14 protein-coding genes and 1 pseudogene are annotated in these 20054 nt (G+C 65.3%); 9 read left to right on the forward strand and 6 right to left on the reverse strand.

From position 1 onward, the window contains the following. Nucleotides 1-262 precede the first annotated feature (262 nt). Nucleotides 263-2515: a LamG-like jellyroll fold domain-containing protein gene (locus ASC78_RS12150; protein ID WP_055801230.1), complete on the forward strand. Its 2253-nt coding sequence runs from the start codon at nucleotides 263-265 to the stop codon at nucleotides 2513-2515. 21 nt (nucleotides 2516-2536) lie between these two features. On the opposite strand, the gene ASC78_RS12155 is transcribed toward ASC78_RS12150, so the two are convergent. From ASC78_RS12155 to ASC78_RS12165, 3 genes and pseudogenes are all read right to left on the reverse strand, one after another. Beyond that, nucleotides 2537-3640 carry an SMP-30/gluconolactonase/LRE family protein gene (locus ASC78_RS12155; RefSeq protein ID WP_055801233.1) on the reverse strand — a complete coding sequence of 368 codons (1104 nt, stop codon included), beginning with the start codon at nucleotides 3638-3640 and terminating at the stop codon, nucleotides 2537-2539. Nucleotides 3641-3808: 168 nt separating this feature from the next. Then, nucleotides 3809-4024: a hypothetical protein gene (locus tag ASC78_RS12160; RefSeq protein ID WP_055801236.1), complete on the reverse strand. Its 216-nt coding sequence runs from the start codon at nucleotides 4022-4024 to the stop codon at nucleotides 3809-3811. A gap of 87 nt (nucleotides 4025-4111) precedes the next feature. Next, nucleotides 4112-4441, reverse strand: a pseudogene (locus ASC78_RS12165) (copper-transporting ATPase); the annotation flags it as partial. Nucleotides 4442-4756: 315 nt separating this feature from the next. On the opposite strand from ASC78_RS12165, the gene ASC78_RS12170 reads away from it, so the two are divergent. Then, entirely contained in the window at nucleotides 4757-5503 is a 747-nt protein-coding gene (locus tag ASC78_RS12170; RefSeq protein WP_082517508.1) for a carbonic anhydrase, read from the forward strand. Nucleotides 5504-5570: 67 nt separating this feature from the next. Here the strand turns inward: ASC78_RS12170 and ASC78_RS12175 are convergent, their stop codons facing one another. Both ASC78_RS12175 and ASC78_RS12180 read right to left on the reverse strand, forming a co-directional pair. Continuing rightward, entirely contained in the window at nucleotides 5571-7115 is a 1545-nt protein-coding gene (locus tag ASC78_RS12175; protein ID WP_055801246.1) for an amidase, read from the reverse strand. Nucleotides 7116-7231: 116 nt separating this feature from the next. Further along, nucleotides 7232-8215, reverse strand: a complete 984-nt coding sequence (locus tag ASC78_RS12180; protein ID WP_055801249.1) for a Bug family tripartite tricarboxylate transporter substrate binding protein — start codon at nucleotides 8213-8215, stop codon at nucleotides 7232-7234. A gap of 186 nt (nucleotides 8216-8401) precedes the next feature. Between ASC78_RS12180 and ASC78_RS12185 the strand changes: the two genes are divergently transcribed. Both ASC78_RS12185 and ASC78_RS12190 read left to right on the forward strand, forming a co-directional pair. After that, nucleotides 8402-9316, forward strand: a complete 915-nt coding sequence (locus tag ASC78_RS12185) for a LysR family transcriptional regulator (RefSeq protein WP_055802134.1) — start codon at nucleotides 8402-8404, stop codon at nucleotides 9314-9316. Between the two features lie 155 nt (nucleotides 9317-9471). Further along, a complete protein-coding gene (locus ASC78_RS12190) occupies nucleotides 9472-9849 on the forward strand; it encodes an HU family DNA-binding protein (protein WP_028258556.1) in 378 nt (125 codons plus the stop codon). Between the two features lie 83 nt (nucleotides 9850-9932). Here the strand turns inward: ASC78_RS12190 and ASC78_RS12195 are convergent, their stop codons facing one another. Next, nucleotides 9933-10841 (reverse strand): LysR family transcriptional regulator, encoded by a 909-nt coding sequence (locus tag ASC78_RS12195; protein WP_055801252.1) that lies wholly within the window; start codon nucleotides 10839-10841, stop codon nucleotides 9933-9935. Between the two features lie 227 nt (nucleotides 10842-11068). Here ASC78_RS12195 and ASC78_RS12200 point away from each other — a divergent pair, with 227 nt between their 5' ends. The 5 genes from ASC78_RS12200 (at nucleotide 11069) to ASC78_RS12215 (ending at nucleotide 20050) form a co-directional block, all read left to right on the forward strand. Then, nucleotides 11069-12115, forward strand: coding sequence for a TRAP transporter substrate-binding protein (locus tag ASC78_RS12200; protein ID WP_235505069.1), 1047 nt, complete (start codon nucleotides 11069-11071; stop codon nucleotides 12113-12115). Continuing rightward, entirely contained in the window at nucleotides 12112-15084 is a 2973-nt protein-coding gene (locus ASC78_RS12205; protein WP_055801259.1) for a bifunctional diguanylate cyclase/phosphodiesterase, read from the forward strand. The genes ASC78_RS12200 and ASC78_RS12205 overlap by 4 nt, the downstream gene beginning before the upstream one ends. A gap of 29 nt (nucleotides 15085-15113) precedes the next feature. Then, nucleotides 15114-16676: a cache domain-containing protein gene (locus ASC78_RS27995; RefSeq protein ID WP_055801261.1), complete on the forward strand. Its 1563-nt coding sequence runs from the start codon at nucleotides 15114-15116 to the stop codon at nucleotides 16674-16676. Then, nucleotides 16642-17880: a diguanylate cyclase domain-containing protein gene (locus tag ASC78_RS28000; RefSeq protein ID WP_235505086.1), complete on the forward strand. Its 1239-nt coding sequence runs from the start codon at nucleotides 16642-16644 to the stop codon at nucleotides 17878-17880. The genes ASC78_RS27995 and ASC78_RS28000 overlap by 35 nt, the downstream gene beginning before the upstream one ends. A gap of 241 nt (nucleotides 17881-18121) precedes the next feature. Then, a complete protein-coding gene (locus ASC78_RS12215) occupies nucleotides 18122-20050 on the forward strand; it encodes a hybrid sensor histidine kinase/response regulator (protein WP_055801265.1) in 1929 nt (642 codons plus the stop codon). Nucleotides 20051-20054 lie beyond the last annotated feature (4 nt).

Raw genomic sequence — 20054 nt, forward strand, 5'->3', positions numbered from 1 at the left:
CAGGGCGTCGAGAAGAAGCTCGTCGAGGTGGTGTGGCAAATCGATTCGAACTCGAGACAACAGCACAGGCTCACTCTACCCTGGCTCTGCCAAGTGACATTCCTGAGCCCATCGGCGGCTCGATGTGACGCCGATTGTCATTTTTGACGCACCTGCGGCGCGCCGCCGCGCCGACCAAGGCTGATCAATGAATGGGAAAGGTTTCATCCGCCAATTGGCATGCATGTTGCGGTAACAATTGCTAACCAATCCCAATCCCGACATGCATCCACAAGACAGCGAAAACAAAATTCCTCTAGACCGACGTGCTTTCTGCATCAGCGCGGTGAGCCTGGCCGCGCTCGGCACCACCGCATGTGGAGGCGGCGGAGGAGGAGGGGGCGGTGGCATAGCGGCAGGCGGCTTCGGCACCGTGGCCGCCGCGCCGCAGGACGCCTCGGCCGCGTCGGTTGCTGCGCCCGCTGCGCCTACGGATTCCTCGGCCGAAAACGCACCCGCTCCGGCACCGTCGCCATCCACGTCGCGAAAGTTCGTGCACCCTGGCCTCTTGCACACCGAGGCCGACTTCGAGCGCATGCGCGCAAAGGTCGCGGCCAATGCGCAGCCTTGGCTCGACGGCTGGAACAGGTTGCAAGCCAATGGCCGTTCGCAACTTGGCGCCACGCCGCGGCCACTCGCCACGGTGATTCGCGGCGGAGACGGCCAGAACTTTGCGCAGATGTACATCGACATCGCTCGAAGCTATCAGCTGGCGCTGCGCTGGAAGGTGTCGCAAGACACGCGCTATGCCGATCTAGCGGTCGTCTTCCTCAACGCCTGGTCGTCCACGCTGACCTCGATCGAGGGCAACGCGGACCGCTTCCTGGCGGCGGGCATCTACGGTCACCAGTTCGCGAACGCGGCCGAGATCATGCGGTCCTATCCGGGCTGGGCGGCAAGCGACTTTGCACGCTTCCAGAACATGATGCTGACGGTGTTCTATCCGCTCAACCACAACTTCCTCGTCAACCACAACGGCGCCGAAATCACCAACTATTGGGCCAACTGGGATCAATGCACGCTGGCCTCGATCCTGGCCATCGGCGTGCTGTGCGACCGGCCTGACCTCTACGACGAGGCGCTCGGCTACTACAAGACCGGCCAGGGCAACGGCGCCGGCCTGCAGGCCGTCTATCACGTGCATCCGGGCTACCTTGGCCAGTGGCAGGAGAGCGGCCGCGACCAGGGCCATTGCACCCTGGGCATCGGCTTGGCGGGCGTGTTCTGCGAGATGGCCTGGAACCAGGGCGACGACGTCTATGGCTACGAAAACAACCGCTTTTTGGCCGGCGCCGAGTACGTGGCCAAGTCCAACCTTCGCGATGTCTCGGGCGACTTCTACACCGTGCCGTTCCTCACCAACATCAACAGGCAGGGAACGCAGAGCGTGCTGTCGACCGGCGCCCAAGGGCACCGGCGCGGCGTCTGGGAAAGCGTGTACAACCACTACGCGAACCGGCTTGGCATCGCGACGCCCTACACGTCGCTGCAGGCCATCCAGATGCGCCCCGAAAACGATGGCAACAACGGCGACCAGTTGGGCTTCGGAACGCTCACCTATACGCGCGACCCGATCCCCACGCTCGTGCCGCCGAGCGGGCTCACGGCGCGGGTGCGCGCAGCGCAGGTCGATTTGTCGTGGTGGGGCAGCACCGGTGCGCTGAGCTACACCGTCAAGCGCGCGGCCAACGCGGGCGGCCCCTACACCACAGTCACCTCGGGCATCACCGATACGCTCACCTTCACTGACAGTACCGTCAGCGCCGGCGAGGTGTGGCACTACGTGGTGGTGGCGGTGAACGCGGGCGGCGAGAGTACTCCGTCGGCCGAGGCAAGGGCCGCCATCAAAGCCGAGTTGCTGATGCAGCTCAAGTTCGACGAAGCGCAAGGTACTTTGGCCGCCGATGCGGCGGGCCGCTTTGCTGCCAGCACACTCGCGGGCGGTGCGGCGTGGGTAGCGGGGCACGAGGGCGGCGCCGTCGGCCTGGCAAGCGCAGCGGACTACGTCAGCCTTCCGGCGGCGCCGGTGAAGAACCTGGCCGACTTCACGATCGCATGCTGGGTGTACCTGGACGCCATCTCGACGTGGTCGCGCGTGTTCGATTTCGGCTCCGGCCAACGCCGCTACATGATGCTGACGCCACGCAACGGCGCTGGCGTGGTGCGCTATGCGATCACCACCGTGCATGGCTACAACAACCAGGTGATCGAGGGCTCGTCGCCGCTGCCCACCGGCCGCTGGGTGCATGTGGCCGTGACCCTGTCCGGAGCACTCGGCACACTGTACGTCGATGGCGCGGTGGCCGGCAGCAATGCGCAGATGACGCTGTCCCCGTTCGATCTTGGCGAGACCACGCAGAACTTTCTCGGCCGCTCGCAGTATTCGAACGATCCATTCCTGCGCGGCCGGCTCGATGACTTCCGCATCTACCACGGTGCGCTGACGGCGTCAGAGATCGCGTCGCTGGCCGCGTAGCGACGCATCGAGCCGATATTGCTAAACCGCTCCGTGCGCCTCTACGTAGAGTGCATAGAGCGAATGGCTGCTCGCCATGTAGAGTCGGTTGCGCTTCGGCCCGCCGAACTCGAGATTGGCGCAGCGCTCCGGAAGCCGGATGAAGCCGATCGGCTTGCCTTGCGGGTTGAAGACCTTCACGCCGTCGAAATCCTCCGACTTTCCGAGCGGCAGGTGGGCCTTCATACCGCCGCCGATGTCGGTCGGCTCAGGCGCGAACGCGCCGCTGAAGCCCCAGCCGCACCAGAGGTTGCCGTCGCGGTCGACGCGAAATCCGTCCAGCGCACCCGGCCCGTCCGCATCGATCAGCTTGGTCTTGTTCGATACGCTGGTGCCGTCGGCTGACACGTCGTAGCTCCAAATGCTGCGGTGAGGCGTGCCTTTCCACTCGACCACGTAGAGCTTCTTCTCGTCCGGCGAAAACGCGAGGCCGTTCGGGTTCACCAGATCGGTGATCACCGCGGTGAGCTTGCCGTCCGTTGCAATGCGATAGACATTGGTCGTCGCCTGTTCCGGCGTGGCCCTGGAGCCTTCCCATTCGCCGTTGATGCCGAAGGTCGGGTCGGTGAACCACACGGTGTCGTCGGACCTCACCACCACGTCATTGGGCGCATTGAGCTTCTTGCCCTCGAAGCTGTCGGCCAGCACCGTCATGCGGCCGTCCTTCTCGGTGCGCACCACGCGGCGCGTGACCGAGTGCTCGCAGGTGACGAGGCGGCCCTGGCGATCACGCGTGTTGCCATTGGCGAAGTTGGCGTTCTGCTTGTGCACCGAGAACCTGCCCGTCTTCTCGTCGTACTTCATGATCCGGTTGTTGGGGATGTCGCTGCACAGCAGGTAGCCGCCCTCGGGAAAATACACCGGACCCTCCGCCCAACGCATGCCCGTGCCCACCTGCTCGATGGTGCTGCTGTAGATGCGGTACCTGGCAAAGCTCGGATCCAGGATCAGCACCGAGGGATCCGGATAGCGCTGGTTGGGCTTGAATTCAAAAGATTGCGCATCGGCCAATCCCGTGAGGGCCGCCAATCCGGAACCTGCGGCGGTCTTCAGGAACTGGCGGCGATGACGGCTTCCCTTCTGCATCGGTAGATCTCCTGTGTCGTATGAAAAGGTACGGCTCGCCTGTGCTCACAGGCGAGGGCGGACCGATCTTACGTACAAGAGGACGCCGGAGACATTGCCCATCTGCGGCGGCAACAAGCCGGTCGGCGCGATGGCCGACCGTGGCAGGCCGTCTGTAGCCCGCGCGGGTCACGCGTTCTGGGGCTGGGCGGACGAAGTGCGTCGTCGAATTTCAGTTTGGAGCGCGCGCTGTCCCGCTGCCAGCGCGGCTTCATAGGAGTCAGTCGCGTCGAAAGCGTCACGAAGCACTTTGGGGTTTGCCCCCTCCGCATCCGTTTCGAGCAGGCGCCAGACATATGAACCGAGGGCTGGCTCCTCGATGATGAGTTCGATGGGGTGTGTCATGCGCTCAACTTGCCTAAGTGGCGGCGGGATGTCTGTAGGCCGAATTCGAATGCTGCTTGAATTGGCCGTGCGGTACCCCGGCCAGCGCTACTCGACCGGCAGCTTCACAGGCCCGCTCGCCCTCAACCGCAGCGCATTGGTGATGACCGACGCCGAACTCAGGCTCATCGCCAGTGCCGCAATCATCGGCGACAGCAGCCATCCCGTGAATGGATACAGTGCGCCCGCGGCCAGGGGGACGCCCAGCGCGTTGTAGATGAACGCGAAGCCCAGGTTCTGCTTCATGTTGGCGATGGTCTGCTCGGAGACGATGCGCGCCTGCGCGATGCCGCGCAGGTCGCCCTTGACCAGCGTGACCTGCGCGCTGTTCATGGCCACGTCGGTGCCGGTGCCCATTGCCACGCCCACGGATGTTCGTCGTTCATTCGAATTCTCCAGCGGGAAGAGACTGCGCGCGCCGCGAGGGCGCCAGGCAGGCGAGGTTCGAGGGTCAGCCTCCGGTCAGGTAGGCCTCCAGACAATCGCGCCGGCCTCCGGCGGCTTCGGCGGACAGTCTGCTTGCGCAGTGGCCGCAAGTCACCGACTGAATCTCGAACTCTTGCATGGCAACTCCTTTGTCGAAAGCGGATTTCAGTTTCAGGGTTGACATCGTGGCAAGGTCAAGCCTGTTCTCCCCGTCTTTCGCTTGAGGTCTACGGCCTCTCTCACAACTCTTCCCTGGAATCCTTGCCCATGTCCCCAGTTAGTCGCCATCTCCTGAGCGTTGCGCTGCTCGCGGCTTCAACAGTCCACGCCCAGGCGTTGGACTACGACCATCAGGAAAGCTGGAAGGCGGTTCACGACAGCGCACAGTCGCCCATCGATATCCCCACCCGCGAAGCCCGGCCCGGCGACTCGCTCGAGCCCCAGGACATTCGCCTGAGCAACGTTCGCGCAGAGCTCGACGTCGTCGACAACGGACATGCGGTGGAGGTCGAGGCAAAGGGGCCGGATGCGATCATTCGCGGCCGGCACTTCAAGCTGCTGCAGTTCCACTTCCATGCCGAAAGCGAGCACACGCTGGACGGCAAGCACTTCCCGCTCGAAGGGCATTTCGTATTCCGTGCCGCTGACGGCCGCCTGGCCGTGGTGGGCGTCATGTACCGCGAAGGCCCGGCCAATCCGCTGGCGGCCAAGGTGCTGGGGGCGCTCGAGAAGGAAGGCCGCGGCGAGCTGTCCAAGGCCGATATCTCCGTTCTCCTGCCCAAGGACAAGGCCTACTACCACTACCTGGGCTCGCTGACCACGCCGCCGCTGACGGAAAACGTCGAGTGGTATGTGCTGCAGGCCCCGGTGTCGTTGGCGCCCTCCCAGATTGCGCAGTTCCGCGCGCACTACGCCCACAACAACCGGAAACTGCAGGAACTCAACGGGCGTCCGCTGATCCGCTTTCCGTCGGTGTCCCTGACGGCAAATCGCACAGCCTCCGCCAGTCGCTGAATGCCAAGCCAAAAAGCCCCCGGTTCTTCACGGAGCCGGGGGCTTTTCAGCTTCTGCGCTGCCTTTCTCAGACGGCCGAGACGCTTGCGGCTGCGGCAGTGGCCGCAGCCGCAGGGGCGCCGCCATGCGGCCCCGGTGGTGTCTTGACGATGGATGTGAGCGCAGGTTGCGCCGCACGCAAAGCCGCGAGATCGGGCCGGGGGCGGCGCAGTTGCGCATCGGCTGCAAATGACATCTCCATGGCGTGCGCCGCACCCAGCACCTGGTGGTCGGCCCGAAAGCCGCCCACGATCTGCAGCCCGAACGGCATGCCTGCGTGATCGACACCGCAGGGCAGCGAAAGCGCGGGATGCGTCGTCAGCGTGACGACATACGTCAGCGCGAGCCAGCGATAGTAGTTTTCCTGCTTCTCGCCGTTGATGGTGTCCGCATAGAGCTGCGTCCACGGAAACGGTGACACCGGCGTGGTGGGCGAAAGAATCAGGTCGTAGTTGGCAAAGGTCGACTGGAAGCGCTTGATGAGCCGGGTCTGCTCAGCCTGCGCCCAGGCACTGTCGAGCAGACTCATCTGGGCACCCATCTCGTAGTTGGCACGGGAGTTGGGCCCCAGGCTCGCCGGGTCGCGCTGGTACGCCGCGTGCATGCCGGCCACGAAAGCTTCGGCGCGCAGCACGTCGAAGCAGCGGTGCGCTTCACCCAGGTCGAGCGTCACTTCCTCGCAAGACTTGAACAAGTGCCGCATCGCGCCGATCTTCCGGCGCATCGTGGCGCGGATGTTGTCGTCCACAGCGCAGACGCCGAAGTCTTCGGTCCACGCCACGCGCAGCTTGCTCAGGTCGAGGTCGATGGGCTTTAAAAAGGACAGCGGGTCCAGCGGATAGCTCAGCGGATCGCCGGCGTGCATGCCCGCGGAGGCCGCCATTTGCAGGCACGCGTCTTCCACGGTGCGCCCCATGGGGCCGACGACGGAGATGGGTGTCCAGCCCAGCAGCTTTCGCACGCTGGGCACGATGCCCGGCGAAGGCCGAAAGCCGACCACGCCGCACTTGGCGGCCGGAATGCGCAGCGAACCGCCGGTGTCGGAGCCGGTGCACACGGGCAGCATGTCGCAGGCCAGCGCCGCCGCCGAGCCGCCCGAGGAGCCGCCGGCATTCAGGTTCGGGTTGAACGGATTGCCGGTGGCGCCCCACACGTCATTGCGCGAGTTGGCGCCGGCGCCCATTTCGGGAACGTTGGTCTTGCCGGCCACGATGGCGCCGGCCCTGCGTAGGCGGGCCACCAGTTCGATGTCTTCCTCGGGCACGTGGTCGCGGAAGATGGCCGAGCCCCAGGTGGTGAGCAGGCCTTCCGTGGGCTCCAGGTCTTTCACGCCGAGTGGGAGACCGTGCAGCAGGCCCAGCGTATCGCCGCGCATGACGGCCGCTTCGGCCGCCTTGGCTTCGGTTCGCGCGCGGTCGAAGCAGGTCGCGGTCACCGCATTGACGAAGGGGTTCACCCGCTCGATGCGCGCGATGCAGGCCTCCAGCAGATCGACCGGCGATACCGCCTTGCTGCCGATGAGGCGCCGCAGTTCGACGGCGGATTTTTCGACCAATTCGTTGTGAGTGCTCATGTCGGTTGTTGTTTCGCTAGGCCCAGTCCAGTGCACCCGCGGAACGGGCTTTGCCCGGCCGCCGGGTGCGCCCCCCAGTGGGGGGAGGCGCCGAAGGCGCTTCGGGGAGCGTTCATTCAATCGGAGGTGATGTTGGCGCGCGCGGCAATGGCGCGCATCAAGGGCAGTTCCTTGCTGATCAGTTCGCTCACGGCGGCCGAATTGCTGTACGCCGGCTCCAGGCCCTGCGCGGTCAGCTTGGCCCGGGTGTCGGCGTCGGCGATGGTTGCGGCCAGCGCCTTCTCGAGCTTGGCCTTCACGTCGGCAGGCAGGCCCTTTGGCGCAGACACCACCAGCCAGCTGTCCATGTTGATGTCGGGATAACCGCTTTCGGCCAGCGTGGGCACGTCGGGCAACAGGGTGGAGCGCTTGGCCGTGGTCACCGCAATGGCCTTGATCTTGCCGTTCTTGAGCTGGGGGATGGCGGCGCTCACCGTGTCGATGCTGAACGGAACCTGGCCGCCCATCAGGTCCGTCATGGCCGGGGCGCTGCCCTTGTAGGGAACGTGCGTCATCTTGAGGCCGGCGACATGGAGGATGGTTTCTCCCGCGAACTGGGACGTGGTGCCCGTGCCGTACGAGGCGTACGAATACTTGCCGGGCGATGCCTTCACGTAATCGACGAACTCCTTCACCGTCTTCACCGGCACCTCGCTGTTCGCGAGCAGGATGAGGCCGACGCGTCCGACCAGTCCGATCTGGTCGAAGCTCTTGACCGGGTCGTACGGAAGATTCGATCGGATGGCCGGGTTGACGGTGAACGTGGTGCCCGAGCTGACCAGCAGCGTGTAGCCGTCTGGCGCCGCCTTGGAGACGTAGCTCGCCCCGATCACCGTGCCGGCACCTGCGCGGTTCTCGATGACCACGGGCTGCCCCAGTTCCTTGCCCAGGCGCTGGGCAATCACGCGCCCGTTCACGTCCGTGGCGCCGCCGGGCGGAAAGGGAATCACCAGGGTGACCGGACGCGTGGGAAATGCGGTTTCCGCGGCAACCGCTGCCAACGACGACAGTGCCAGGCAGGACATCAGCACCATGCGGGCGAAAGCGGGAATGCGTTTCATGAAGAGTTCTCCTGAGGGGACGGGACGCTGCAATAAAAGGCGAGACGGCGAAAGCGTGAAGCGGGGAGGCAGTCTCATCCTAGGAGCCATAGGCCGCTGCCACAAGCGCAATGTTTAGAATTGTGGATTGCCGTTTCGGCAATCGACGCGCTGCGGTTTTCAGCAAACGATCGCGAAGGAGCAACCATGTCGCTTCATGCACTTCAGGAGACGGCGGTCCGGTACTTTCTGGAGGTCGTCCGAACCGGCTCCGTCAAGGAGGCCGCGACCAAGCTCAACGTGGCTCCCTCCGCGGTCAGCCGGCAGGTGGCGCGCCTGGAGCGCGAGCTTGATACCCTGCTGTTCGAACGGCACGCGCGCGGCATGGTGCCGAATGCGGCCGGCGAGCTGCTGGCGGCGCATGCCAAGCGGGTGCAGCAGGACATCGAGCGGGTTGCCAGTGACATCGAGGGCTTGCGAGGCCTGCGCAGCGGGCGCGTGCGGGTGGCCAGCACAGAGGGCTTCGCCTTCGATTTCCTTCCGACGCTGATCTCGCGCTTTCGCAGCAAGCACGAAGGCATCCGCTTTCATCTGGAAGTCTGCCCGCCCAGTGACATTCCGGGCCGCATCCGCGACGGTGAGGCGGACGTCGGCATCACTTTGAGCGCGCTGCCCGAGCCGGGCATCAAGATCGAGCTGCGCCACCCGAGCCCGATCCTCGCGGTGATGGCCAACGACCATCCGCTGGCGGCGCAGCGCCAACTCTCGCTGCGACAAGTGGTGGGCTATCCGCTGGGCCTGCCGCCGCAGGACAGCTCGATCAGGCAACTGCTCGACATCAGCTGCAGCCGGCAAGGGTTGCGCTACATGCAGGCCATGTCCAGCAACCATGCGAATGCGCTGGTGAGTTTTGCCGCAGCGGGGCGCGGCATCATCGCGTTCTACGGTGAGCTGTCGATCCGAACGCTGCTGAAGTCCAAGGCGCTGGTCGCCATTCCGCTCAAGGACCGCGAAATGAACGAGCGCCACCTGGAGGTCGAGACATTGGCGGGCCGTTCGTTGCCCGACGCAGGAAAAGCCTTCGTGCGGTTTCTGACGGATGCCATCAAGGAAGCGGCCTGAAAGCACTCCGCACAAGCGACTTGGCGAAGCCGCAAAAACGCTCGCAAATCCAAGAGGCACGCTGCGTGCGCTACACTCCGCGCCGCTTGCAGACGGCCTCAGCCGCTGCGCCGTCATTGGCAACATGACGAGAACAATCCTAAGGAAATTTTCAAGTGAACCGTATCGAACTGGTCGAAAAGATCGCCACCGCCCACACCGTCAGCAAGGCTGAAGCCGCACGCATCCTGGAAACCGTCACCGGCTCCATCATTGCCGCAGTGAAGAAGGGCGACCCCGTGCAGCTCATCGGCTTTGGCACCTTCAAGCAAGTGGCCCGCGCCGCGCGCACCGGCTTCAACCCCCAAGCCGGCGCCAAGATCAAGATCGCCGCGCAGAAGGTGCCCAAGTTCGTGCCGGGCGCCGCATTCAAGGCCGCCATCGACCCCAAGGCTGCAAAGCGCAAGGCCGACAAGGCAGCCGCCAAGCCCGTCGCCAAGAAGGCAGCGCCGGCCAAGAAGGCCGCCGCTCCCGCCAAGAAGGCCAAGAAGTAAATCGCGCAACGCGCAAGTTCGCGACAGCTGCAAGGCTGCCGCTGCGACGACGGCCCTTCGGGGCCGTTTTCTTTTTCAGGGCTTCAGTTGAGGGTGCCCAGCCGCGCGAGGATCAAGTCGTGCAGCGTCTGGGCCGCGACGGAAAGGCTTCCTTCCCGCCGCTGAACCAGGTAGATGGTGCGCGTCAGGCCGGGCAGCGGCAGTGGCCGGGTCACGAGGGTGTCGCGCCGGAAGTGAAACAGCGTGAGCTCCGGCACCACGCTGATGCCGATGCCCGCCTCCACCAGGCCCATGACGGTGGCCAGGTGCTCCACTTCGAACACCGCGTTGAGCCGGAGCGGATGCAGCGCGACATCGAGCGACTGGCGCACGCTGCTGTTGCGCGCCATCTGGATGAAGGGCCAGGGCGCGAGCTGCTTGGCCGTGAGCCGGGGCACCACGGCCAGGGGATGGTCCTTGCGGCACACCAGGTGAAAGCGGTCGTCGCAGAGCTTGCGCCCGCGCAGGTCGCTGGCCGCGGCCGCGCCGGCGCCTGTGGCCGCCAGCGCAAAGTCCGCTTGATGGCTGCGCAACTGGGCAATGCAGGCGTCCGACAGCGCATCGTGCAGCTCGACCGTGATCCCGGGCCAGGTCCGCATGAATTCCGCCAGGATGGCCGGCAGCCAGCCGGCCGCGAGCGAGGGCAGCGCCGCCACGCTCACGCGGCCCTTGCGCCGTTGGGCGTGGTCGGCCAGGTCGCCGATGGCACCCTGCATGTCGTCCAGCAGGCGCCGCGCCGAAGGCTCGAACAGCAGCCCTTCGGGCGTGAGTTGCACGCTGCGGGTGTCGCGGTCGAACAGACGGGCGCCGAGCGTCTCTTCCAGCGTGCGGATCAGTGCGCTGAATGCGGGCTGCGACAGATGGCAGGTCTCTGCCGCCCGGGTGAAATTGCGCTGCTCGGCCAAGGCGGTGAACGCACGCAACTGGCGGCTGGAGAGGTCGGGCGCTGGCATCGGTCTGGAAAGTGGAGAAATGGTCCGCAGTTCCGAAATTTCGGTTCCCCGGCGCCTTGAATGGTATTCCTGTGCCCTGTACGCAACGGGCTTCGCGAACATGGACGGACAGGATGCTGGAATCGGGGTCTTGTGTAAAAAATTTGTGACTTCCGGCGCAATTCGGCATCATGATCCGGGCCATGAAGTCCGGCGAAGCATCTTCTGCTCGGCAACGCGTCCTTTGGATGACGCAGGTTGCCGCTCTTTTTCTGGCTTTCGCAGCGACAAACAGCGAGGCCCAGCAATCCGCGTCCGCGCAAAGGCTGCGGATTGTGGGCGGCCTGGCCAGTGTGAGCCAGTACACGCTTCAGGAGGAGCCCTTCTGGAGCAAGGATCTGGCGCGCCTGAGCGGCGGCAAGTACAGCGCGACCATCGTCCCGTTCAACCAGGCCGGCGTGCCCGGACCGGAGATGCTCAATCTCATGCGGCTTGGCGTCATTCCTTTCGGCACCGCGCTGCTGACCCAGATCAGCAATGAGTACCCTGAACTGGGTACCCCGGACATCGCCGGCTTGAACCCCGACATGCCCACGCTGCGGCGGGTGATCGGCGCTTTCAGGCCCTACCTGGAAAAAACGCTGCGCGAGCGCCACGGCGTCGAGGTTCTTGCGGTGTATGTCTATCCGGCCCAGGTCATCTTCTGCAAGCAACCCGTGAAGCAACTCTCGGACATGGCGGGGCGGCGCATCCGCGTTTCGGGCAGCACGCAGGCCGATTTCGTCCGGGCGCTGAAGGGCGTGCCGGTGTTCACCGAATTCGCCGAACTCATGGCCAACATGAACTCGGAAAACACCGAGTGCGCGATCACGGGTGCGATGTCCGGCAACACGCTCGGCCTGCACAAGATCACCAGCTCTATCTACACAATGCCCATCAGCTGGGGCATCGCCGTGTTCGGCGCCAACACCGACGCATGGAACGCGCTTCCTCAGGACTTGAAGCTCCTGTTGAAAACCGAGCTTCCCAAGCTCGAGGCGGCGGTATGGGCCGAATCGGAGCGCGACACCGGCAACGGCATTGCGTGCAACACAGGTGCTTCGACATGCGTGAAGGGCACCAAGGGCGCCATGGTGGAGGCACGTCCTTCGGCGGATGACGAGCGCCGCAGGCGCGAGATCTTCGCCTCGAGCGTATTGACACGATGGGTACAGCGGTGCGGGGCGGTGTGCGCGGAGGTCTGGAACCAGACCGCGGGCCCCGTGGTGGGCATCAAGGCTCCCGTCGGACAGTGAACAAGCCACTGCCCCGCCGAATCACCGCCTTCGTCTATGGGGTTGCGGCGCTGTTTCTCGGCGCCGTCCTGTCGATTGCCGCCCTCACGATGTGGCAGACCTACCAGAAGGCCATTGCCGAAAGCGAGAGCGAGGCCAAGCGCTTCGTCGGCGCCTCGGAAGCTGCGCTCAACCGCAGTCTTCTGGCCGTGGACATGCTGCTCGCGGGCATGGGGCAGTTTCTGCGCAAATCCACTGAAGCCAGCGTTGCGTCCGACATTGCGCAACCCGACACCGCACAACTCGTCGAGACCATCGTGCGGCAGAGCCTGCTGGTGCGGTATCTGGCGTTCCTGAATCCCGACGGCACCGTCGTCGGGTCTTCCGACCGCCGGGGCGCCGGGCTGGCGGTACAACTGCCCGACGGATTCCTGAAAGAACTCTTGAACCGGCCCGCGTCCCTGCTGGCGATCAGTGCACCTTCGGTCAGCCTGGCGACATCGCAGCAGGTGCTGTACTTCGGGCGCGTGCTCCGCCTGGCGGACGGCAGCAGGCTCGTGGCAGTGGCCGAAGTGCAGGTGTCGATGCTCACCACAATTCTTGCGCAGGGCGCGAGCATCAAGGGGCTCGAGGTCACGCTGGAGCGCGACGCGGGGCCGCTCTTGGCCAGCATGCCGCCACGCGACGATCTTGCCGGACGGGCCATCAGCCCCGCAGTGACGGACCAGGTCAGCGACGGGCGGCCGCGCCGGATGAATGCGCGGCTCAGCGGCACTCCCGCCATCGTCGTGGCCCGACCCACGCTGTACCGCAACCTGCTGATCGTCGCGAGCATCCCGCTGGAGGTCGCGCTCGAGGACTGGCGCAGGGAGCGCGATCTGATCCTGAGTACGGCGCTGGCCTTCACGCTGATGATTCTGGCCGTCAGCTACTTCGCCCATCTGCAACTGCGCCGGCAGTGGCGTTCCCGCGGCGACCTGCTCCGATCCAAGGCCACGCTGGACCAGGCCCTCGAATCGATGGCGGACGGCTTCGTGCTGCTCGATCCGGATGGCCGCATCGTCACGTGGAACCGCCGCTTCGTCGATTACTTTCCCTGGACCGAGACATTGCTTTCAACGCGGGCGACGTTCCAGCAGATCGACGACCAGAACGTGCGCCACCTGCAAGCGCAGAACGAGCAGGAACTCACCTTGCCGAACGGCCAGGTGATCCTTGCGGTGAAAAGTCCCACGCCGGACGGCGGGCTGGTGTGCGTCTACCGCGACGTGACCGAGAAGCGGCGCCATCTTGCGGACATCCTCGAAGGCAAGGCACAGCTGCAGGCCACGCTGGACGCCCTGCCCGACGTGCTGCTGGAAGCCGGGATCGATGGCCGGTGCTACCGCTTCCATTCGCCGCGCCGCCCCAGGTCCTCCATCAGGGTGCGTGAGCCGGTCGGCAAGCTGATGTCCGAGCTGTTGCCGGCCAATGCCGCCGCCGAGGTGATGGTGGCGCTGCGCGATGCGTTCGAGTTCGGCTTCTCGTCCGGCAGGCAGTTCGAAAGCCGCGGGCCCAAGGGCGCGCTCTGGTTCGAGATTTCGGTGTCGCGCATGGCGGTTGGCGAAGGCGCCGACGCGCGCTTCATCGTCATCCTGCGCAACATCACGGACAGCAAGCTGGCGGCCCGAGAGATCGAGCACCTGGCTTTCTACGACATCCTCACGGGCCTGCCCAATCGGCGGCTGCTGCTGCATCGCCTGCAGGCCAGCATCGACTCCAACATCCGGCGTTCCAGGCACGGGGCCTTGCTGTTTCTCGACCTGGACGATTTCAAGACGCTCAATGACGCGCTCGGCCATGCCGTTGGCGACGAGCTGCTGAAGCAGGTGGCCGTCCGGCTCCAGGGCAGCCTGGGCGAGGGCAGCACGGTTGCGCGGCTCGGCGGCGACGAATTCGTGGTGCTGCTCGAGAATCTCAACGAAGACCCCGCCATTGCCGCGATGCAGACGAACGCCAGCGGCGAGGCCATCCTCACGGGGCTGAACCAGTCGTTCCAACTGGAAAACCACCAGTACCACAGCACGTGCAGCATCGGCGCCGTGGTCTTCAACGCCACGCATCAATCGCTCGAAGACCTGCTGAAGCAGGCGGACATTGCCATGTACTACGCCAAGTCGGCGGGAGGCAACGCGCTGCGCTTCTTCGAGACTGCCATGCAGACGGCCATCACGGCCCGCGCCACGCTCGAAAGCGAACTGCACGCGGCGCTGGAAGGCGGGCAGTTCTTGCTGCACTACCAAAGCCAGGTCACGTCGGAAGGCCACATCGTGGGCGCCGAGGTCCTCATCCGCTGGCACCATCCGGAGAAGGGGCTGGTGCAGCCCGGAGGCTTCATCGAGCTGGCCGAGGAAACCGGGCTGATCGTGCCGATCGGCATGTGGGTGCTCGAGACGGCCTGCGTGCAGCTCGAGCGCTGGAGCCACGATCCGAGGCGCCGGCACCTCCAGCTCGCAGTCAATGTCAGTGCGCGGCAGTTCCGCAGCGACGATTTCGTGGACCGGATTTGCGAGGTGATCCGAAGAACCGGCGCCGACCCGACGAGGCTGAAGCTGGAACTCACCGAAAGCCTGCTGCAGGACAAGGTGACCGAAACGATCGGCAAGATGCAGTTGCTAGCGGCCATGGGCATCCACTTTTCGATGGACGACTTCGGCACCGGCTATTCGTCGCTCTCCTACATGACGCAGCTGCCCTTGAACCAGATCAAGGTCGACAAGTTCTTCGTGCAGAACATCGGGATCGATCCGAAGGTCGAGCTGATCATCCAGGCCATCATCGGCATGGCGCACAACCTGGACCTCGAGATCGTGGCCGAGGGCGTCGAAACGCACCAGCAGTTCGAGTTTCTACAGGCGCACGGGGCCATGCTGTGCCAGGGCTACCTGTTCAGCAGGCCGGTGCCGATCGAGCAATTCGAAGCGCAGCTGGATGTCGCGATGGCCGACTGAACGCATGCCGCGCTGATCGAGTTCACACGATGATGCGCTTGCCGACCTTCAGCCTGCGCACCCGCCTGACCGCGGGCGTGGTTGCGATCGTTTTCCTGACGACCTTCGGAGTGACCACCGCTGCGCTCTACTTCGTCAAGCGCAACATGCAAGCCGCCATTGCCAGCGAGCAACTCGAGCGGATATCGGCCATAGCCGACGCGGTGGACCAGAAGTTCTTGAGCCGGCGCACCTTGCTCAAGACCTTCGGCGACGCCGTCGAGAGCCACGACCTCACCAGCCCCGACGGACTGCAGGACCTGGTCATGCGGCACGAGTCGCTGAAAGAGGCCTTCGACAACGTCGCCTTCGTGGACACCGACGGCAAGCTGGTTGCCAACCTGAACGGCGCACACCAGATCGGCCGGGTCAACGTCAAGGACCGCGAGTATTTCCAGCGCACGATGGCAGCCAAGGCCGGCGTCATTTCGGCGCCCTACCGCAACCGGCTCAACGGTCTGGCGCAGATCGCCATGACCGAACCGGTGCTGGACCGGCAGGGCAACGTCGCCTACGTCATCTCCGCCTCGATCAACCTCAAGGAACAGAACTTCCTCGGCGAACTTGCCAACGTGAAATTCGGCAAGACCGGGTACATGTTCATCACGAACACCGATGGCATCGTCATCGACCACCCCGACAAGTCCAGGCTGCTCCAGCATGTGGAGGCCAATGGCGTGCGCAACGCCGCCACAGCGCGCGCCATCGCCGGCTACGAGGGCACGGCCGAAGCCGTGAACCGCAATGGCGTGCGCGGCCTCTACGCCTTCAAGCCGATCCGCCAGACCAATTGGGTGCTGGGAGCGATCTATCCGCGCGACGAAGCCTTTGCCCGCATCGAGCAGATCGAGCGCTTCGCGTGGGCGGGCGCATTGCTGCTGGCGCTCCTGACCGGCGCGCTCGCCTTCGTGACCACGCGGACGCAGCTCGCGCCCTTGTCCCGTCTGCGCGAGCACATGCAGGTTTCGGGGGCGGCCGCGGTCTATGCGCCCATGAAGGAAGCGCCGTCCACGGACGAAGTCGGCGATCTGTCGCGCACCTTCGATTCACTGATGCAGGAGCGCCAGGCGTCCCAGGAGCGGGTGCAGGCCAGCGAAAGATTCCTGCGTGACGTGACGGACAACCTGCCGGCGGTCGTTGCCTATTTCGACAGCGAGCAACGCTGCCTGTTCGCCAACAAGGCGGGGCTTGGAATGCGCGGCAGATCGCGGGCCGACATCGGGCGCATGACCATGCAGGAGTCGCTGCCCGACGCGGTCTACCGGCAGCTCGTTCCGCACATCGACAAGGTGCTCGCGGGAACACCGACGCGCGCGGAAGGCACCTACGACCGCAAACGGCAAGGAAGGCTTCTTCGAGTGCCATCTGGCACCCGACATTCGCGACGACGGCGTGTTGGCCGGCTTCTACGTGATGACCTTCGACATCACGCGCCAGAAGGTGGCCGAGCGCGAGCGCGCGGCCGGCGAGGCCCGCGTGCGCACCATCACCGACAACCTTCCGGCGCTGGTCTCTCACGTGGATGCGTCGCTGCGCTTCACCTTCGTGAATGAACATTTGCGCGCCTTGTTCGACGGTGTCGAGCTGGTGGGAAAGCTGCTGCCCGAGGTGCGTGGCGCTGAAGACTTCGAAGTGGTCGAGCCCTACGTCCGGCGTGTGCTCGCCGGCGAAGCGGTCACCTTCGAGAAGAAGGGCGATCCGGCACGCGGCATCGGGCATAAGTGGCACCAGTCGCACTACATCCCCGATCGCAACGCGGACGGCACCGTGCGCGGCTTCTACGCCATGACCTTCGACATCACCGAGCGCAAGCAGGCCGAGATGCGAAGCGCCGAGAGCGAGCGCCGCCTGCGGGGCCTGACCGACAACGTGCCGGCGCTCATGACCGAACTGGACCGCGACGAGCGGGTTGTCTTCTGCAACGGCAGATACCAGACCTGGCTCGGCATCTCGCCGGAAGCGATGATGAACCGGCCGATCCGCGAGGTGATCGGCGATGCGCACTACGAGATGCGCAAGCCTCTGCTGGCACGCGCGTTTGCCGGCGAGGTGGTGTCTTTCGAACAATCGGCCCGGCTGCTGATCGGCGAACGAACCCTGCAGACGACCTACCTGCCGCAGAAGAATGCCGAGGGCGAGGTCGTCGGCCTGTACGTGCTGGCGAACGATGTCAGCGACCTGAAGCAAAAGCAGCTGCAGCTGGATGTGCTTGCGCGCGAAGATGCGCTCACCGGCCTGCCCAACCGGCGGTCGTTCGAAGAGCATGTGCACGACGCCATGGCCAGGTCGCGGCGGTCCGGCCTTTCGGTCTGCCTGCTGTTCTTGGACATCGACTACTTCAAGACCATCAACGATTCGCTGGGCCATGCGGCGGGCGACGCGGTGCTGAAGGAATTCGGCCGCCGGCTCCGGCAGAGCGTGCGCGACACCGACATGGCGGCCCGCTACGCCGGCGACGAATTCGTGATTCTTCTCGAAGGGGTGGCGGGCGCCGCAGAAGCGCAAATGGTCGCAGGCAAGGTGCTGGCCGCCATGCGGCCGGCCTTCAGCCTGCCCAACCGCACCCTGCACGCCACGACCAGCATCGGCGTTGCGATGTCGGAAGAAGACGAGGACTTTCCTTCCTTGCTGGTGCGTGCCGACAACGCGCTGTACGCGGCCAAGAAAGAGGGCAAGAACCGCTTCGTGATGGCGGCGCCCAGGCCCGAAGCCAGCGGCGCTGGCGCGTGGCCGCGGCAGGAGCCCTACAGCGCCTGAGGCCGCGGCTTTCGTGGTGGCCGCCTCCCGCGATCTCGGCCTTGTCCTACGCGGAAAGTACCCGGGGCTGCCCTAAATTGGCGGCAGCACCTTCACGGCCGGGCGAACAGGCGCCAGCGCCTGTTCGCAGCCTCGTGCGGGGATGTTCGAGCGAAGGAAATTCGGGAGTTCGGCATCAGCCGCTGAAGCGGGGAGCCGCATGCCGCTGCACCGATGCGCGGCCACTGGAGGGCGAAGAGCAATGGCAGAACACGGCGGTGGGAGTGCACCCCTCAACCAACGTACTCTGACCGACGCCGATTACCGGCTGATGGTCGACGCAGTCACCGGCTACGCCATCACCGTCCTGGATCCGGGCGGCATCCTCATCAGCTGGAACGACGGGGCAAGAAAGCTCAACGGCTATGAGCCGGCGGAAGTGCTCGGGCGCCACTTCTCGCTGCTTTACCCGAGCGAACTCATCGACCAGAACCGGCCAGAGCAGGAACTCGCACTGGCCCGCGACCAAGGCCACGTTGAAGAGGAGGGCTGGCGCCTGCGCAAGGACGGCACCCGCTTCTGGGCCAGTGTCGTCCTCACCCGCATGACCGGTCCGGGTGGCGATATCCGCGGCTATTCCATCATTACGCGGGACCTCAGCGAGCGGCGCCGCCAGGACGAGATGCTGCGCATGAGCGAGGAGCGGTTCCGGCTCCTCGTCGAAGGCGTGAAGGACTACGCGATCTTCATGCTCGACCCCGGCGGCCACATCGTGAGCTGGAACATGGGCGCGCAGAAAAACAAGGGCTACGAGGCATCCGAAATCATCGGGCAGCACTTTTCCAAGTTCTATCCGCCCGACGTGGCCGCCAGCGGCTGGCCGGAACAGGAGTTGCGCTATGCGCTGCGCGATGGGCGTTTCGAGGACGAGGGCTGGCGCATCCGCAAGGACGGCAGCCGGTTCTGGGCCAGCGTGGTGATCACCGCGCTGCACGACGCCACCGGCAAGCACCGCGGCTTTGCCAAGGTCACGCGCGACCTGACCGAGCGGCGCCGCGTCACGGCGCTCGAGGACGAGGGGCGGCGCGTGACCAACTTTCTCGCCATGCTCGGGCATGAGCTGCGCAATCCGCTCGCGCCGATCTCGAATGCGCTCGAACTCCTCAAGCGCGAAAAGACGGATTCGGGGGTGGTTGCGCATACACGCGACATCATCGGCCGGCAGCTGCGGCAGATGACGAGGCTGGTCGACGACCTGCTCGACGTGGGTCGCATCACGAGCGGCAAGATCCATCTGGAGAACAAGCCGGTGCGCCTGCGCGACGCCATTGCCCAGGCCATCGAGGCAGCGCGGCCGTTGATCGAAAGCAAGTCGCAGACGATTCACCTCGAGGCCCGCGACGCGGACCCCTGGATTTCCGGAGACAGCGCACGGGTCATCCAGATCGTGAGCAACCTGATCCACAACGCGGCCAAATTCACGCACAACGGCGGCAACATCCACGTCTCGCTTTCGCAGGGCGCCGCCGATGCCGACATCAGCGTGCGCGACGACGGTCCCGGCATCCTGCCCAAGGACCTGCACCGGATCTTCGACCTGTTCGTGCAGGGCGAACAGAACATGGCGCGGACGCAGGGCGGGCTTGGGCTGGGGCTCAGCCTGGTGCAGCAGCTGACCACGCTGCATGGAGGCCGGGTGAGCGCCTTCAGCACCGGCAGGGCGGGTGAGGGCAGCGAGTTCGTGGTGCAGTTTCCCACCGTCCAGGCGCCGGTAGCCACGCTCGAGGCGCAGCCCCGGCCCTTGGGAGAGCAGCGCGTGCTGGTGGTGGATGACAACATCGACGCGGCCGAAACCATGGCGTTGCTGCTGGAGGCGCTGGGCTACCAGTCCAGTGTTGCTCACGGCGGGCTCGCGGCCATCGAGGCGGTCAAGGCGCAAGACCCCGACGCCGTGCTGCTGGACATCGGCCTGCCGGATTTGAGCGGCCACGAGGTTGCCAGGCGCCTCAGGGCCGAGATGATCAACCCGCCGCCGCTGATCGCCGTGACCGGCTACGGCCAGGCCAGCGACCGCGACACCAGCCTCGAGGCCGGGTTTCGCGCCCACCTGACGAAGCCGGTCGACGTCGACAAGCTCTCGGCGCTGCTTGAACGCCTGCTGGAGCCGCCGCCACGCTCGAAGGCGGCGTAGCAGG

Source organism: Variovorax sp. Root318D1, assembly GCF_001424835.1.
In the GTDB taxonomy this organism is placed as follows: Bacteria; Pseudomonadota; Gammaproteobacteria; order Burkholderiales; family Burkholderiaceae_C; genus Variovorax.

Coding starts and splice junctions, on each gene's coding strand:
- ASC78_RS12150 (WP_055801230.1), top strand. CDS start 263: ATGCATCCACAAGACAGCGAAAACAAAATTCCTCTAGACCGACGTGCT.
- ASC78_RS12155 (WP_055801233.1), bottom strand. CDS start 3,640: ATGCAGAAGGGAAGCCGTCATCGCCGCCAGTTCCTGAAGACCGCCGCA.
- ASC78_RS12160 (WP_055801236.1), bottom strand. CDS start 4,024: ATGACACACCCCATCGAACTCATCATCGAGGAGCCAGCCCTCGGTTCA.
- ASC78_RS12170 (WP_082517508.1), top strand. CDS start 4,757: ATGTCCCCAGTTAGTCGCCATCTCCTGAGCGTTGCGCTGCTCGCGGCT.
- ASC78_RS12175 (WP_055801246.1), bottom strand. CDS start 7,115: ATGAGCACTCACAACGAATTGGTCGAAAAATCCGCCGTCGAACTGCGG.
- ASC78_RS12180 (WP_055801249.1), bottom strand. CDS start 8,215: ATGAAACGCATTCCCGCTTTCGCCCGCATGGTGCTGATGTCCTGCCTG.
- ASC78_RS12185 (WP_055802134.1), top strand. CDS start 8,402: ATGTCGCTTCATGCACTTCAGGAGACGGCGGTCCGGTACTTTCTGGAG.
- ASC78_RS12195 (WP_055801252.1), bottom strand. CDS start 10,841: ATGCCAGCGCCCGACCTCTCCAGCCGCCAGTTGCGTGCGTTCACCGCC.
- ASC78_RS12200 (WP_235505069.1), top strand. CDS start 11,069: ATGACGCAGGTTGCCGCTCTTTTTCTGGCTTTCGCAGCGACAAACAGC.
- ASC78_RS27995 (WP_055801261.1), top strand. CDS start 15,114: ATGATGCGCTTGCCGACCTTCAGCCTGCGCACCCGCCTGACCGCGGGC.
- ASC78_RS12215 (WP_055801265.1), top strand. CDS start 18,122: ATGGCAGAACACGGCGGTGGGAGTGCACCCCTCAACCAACGTACTCTG.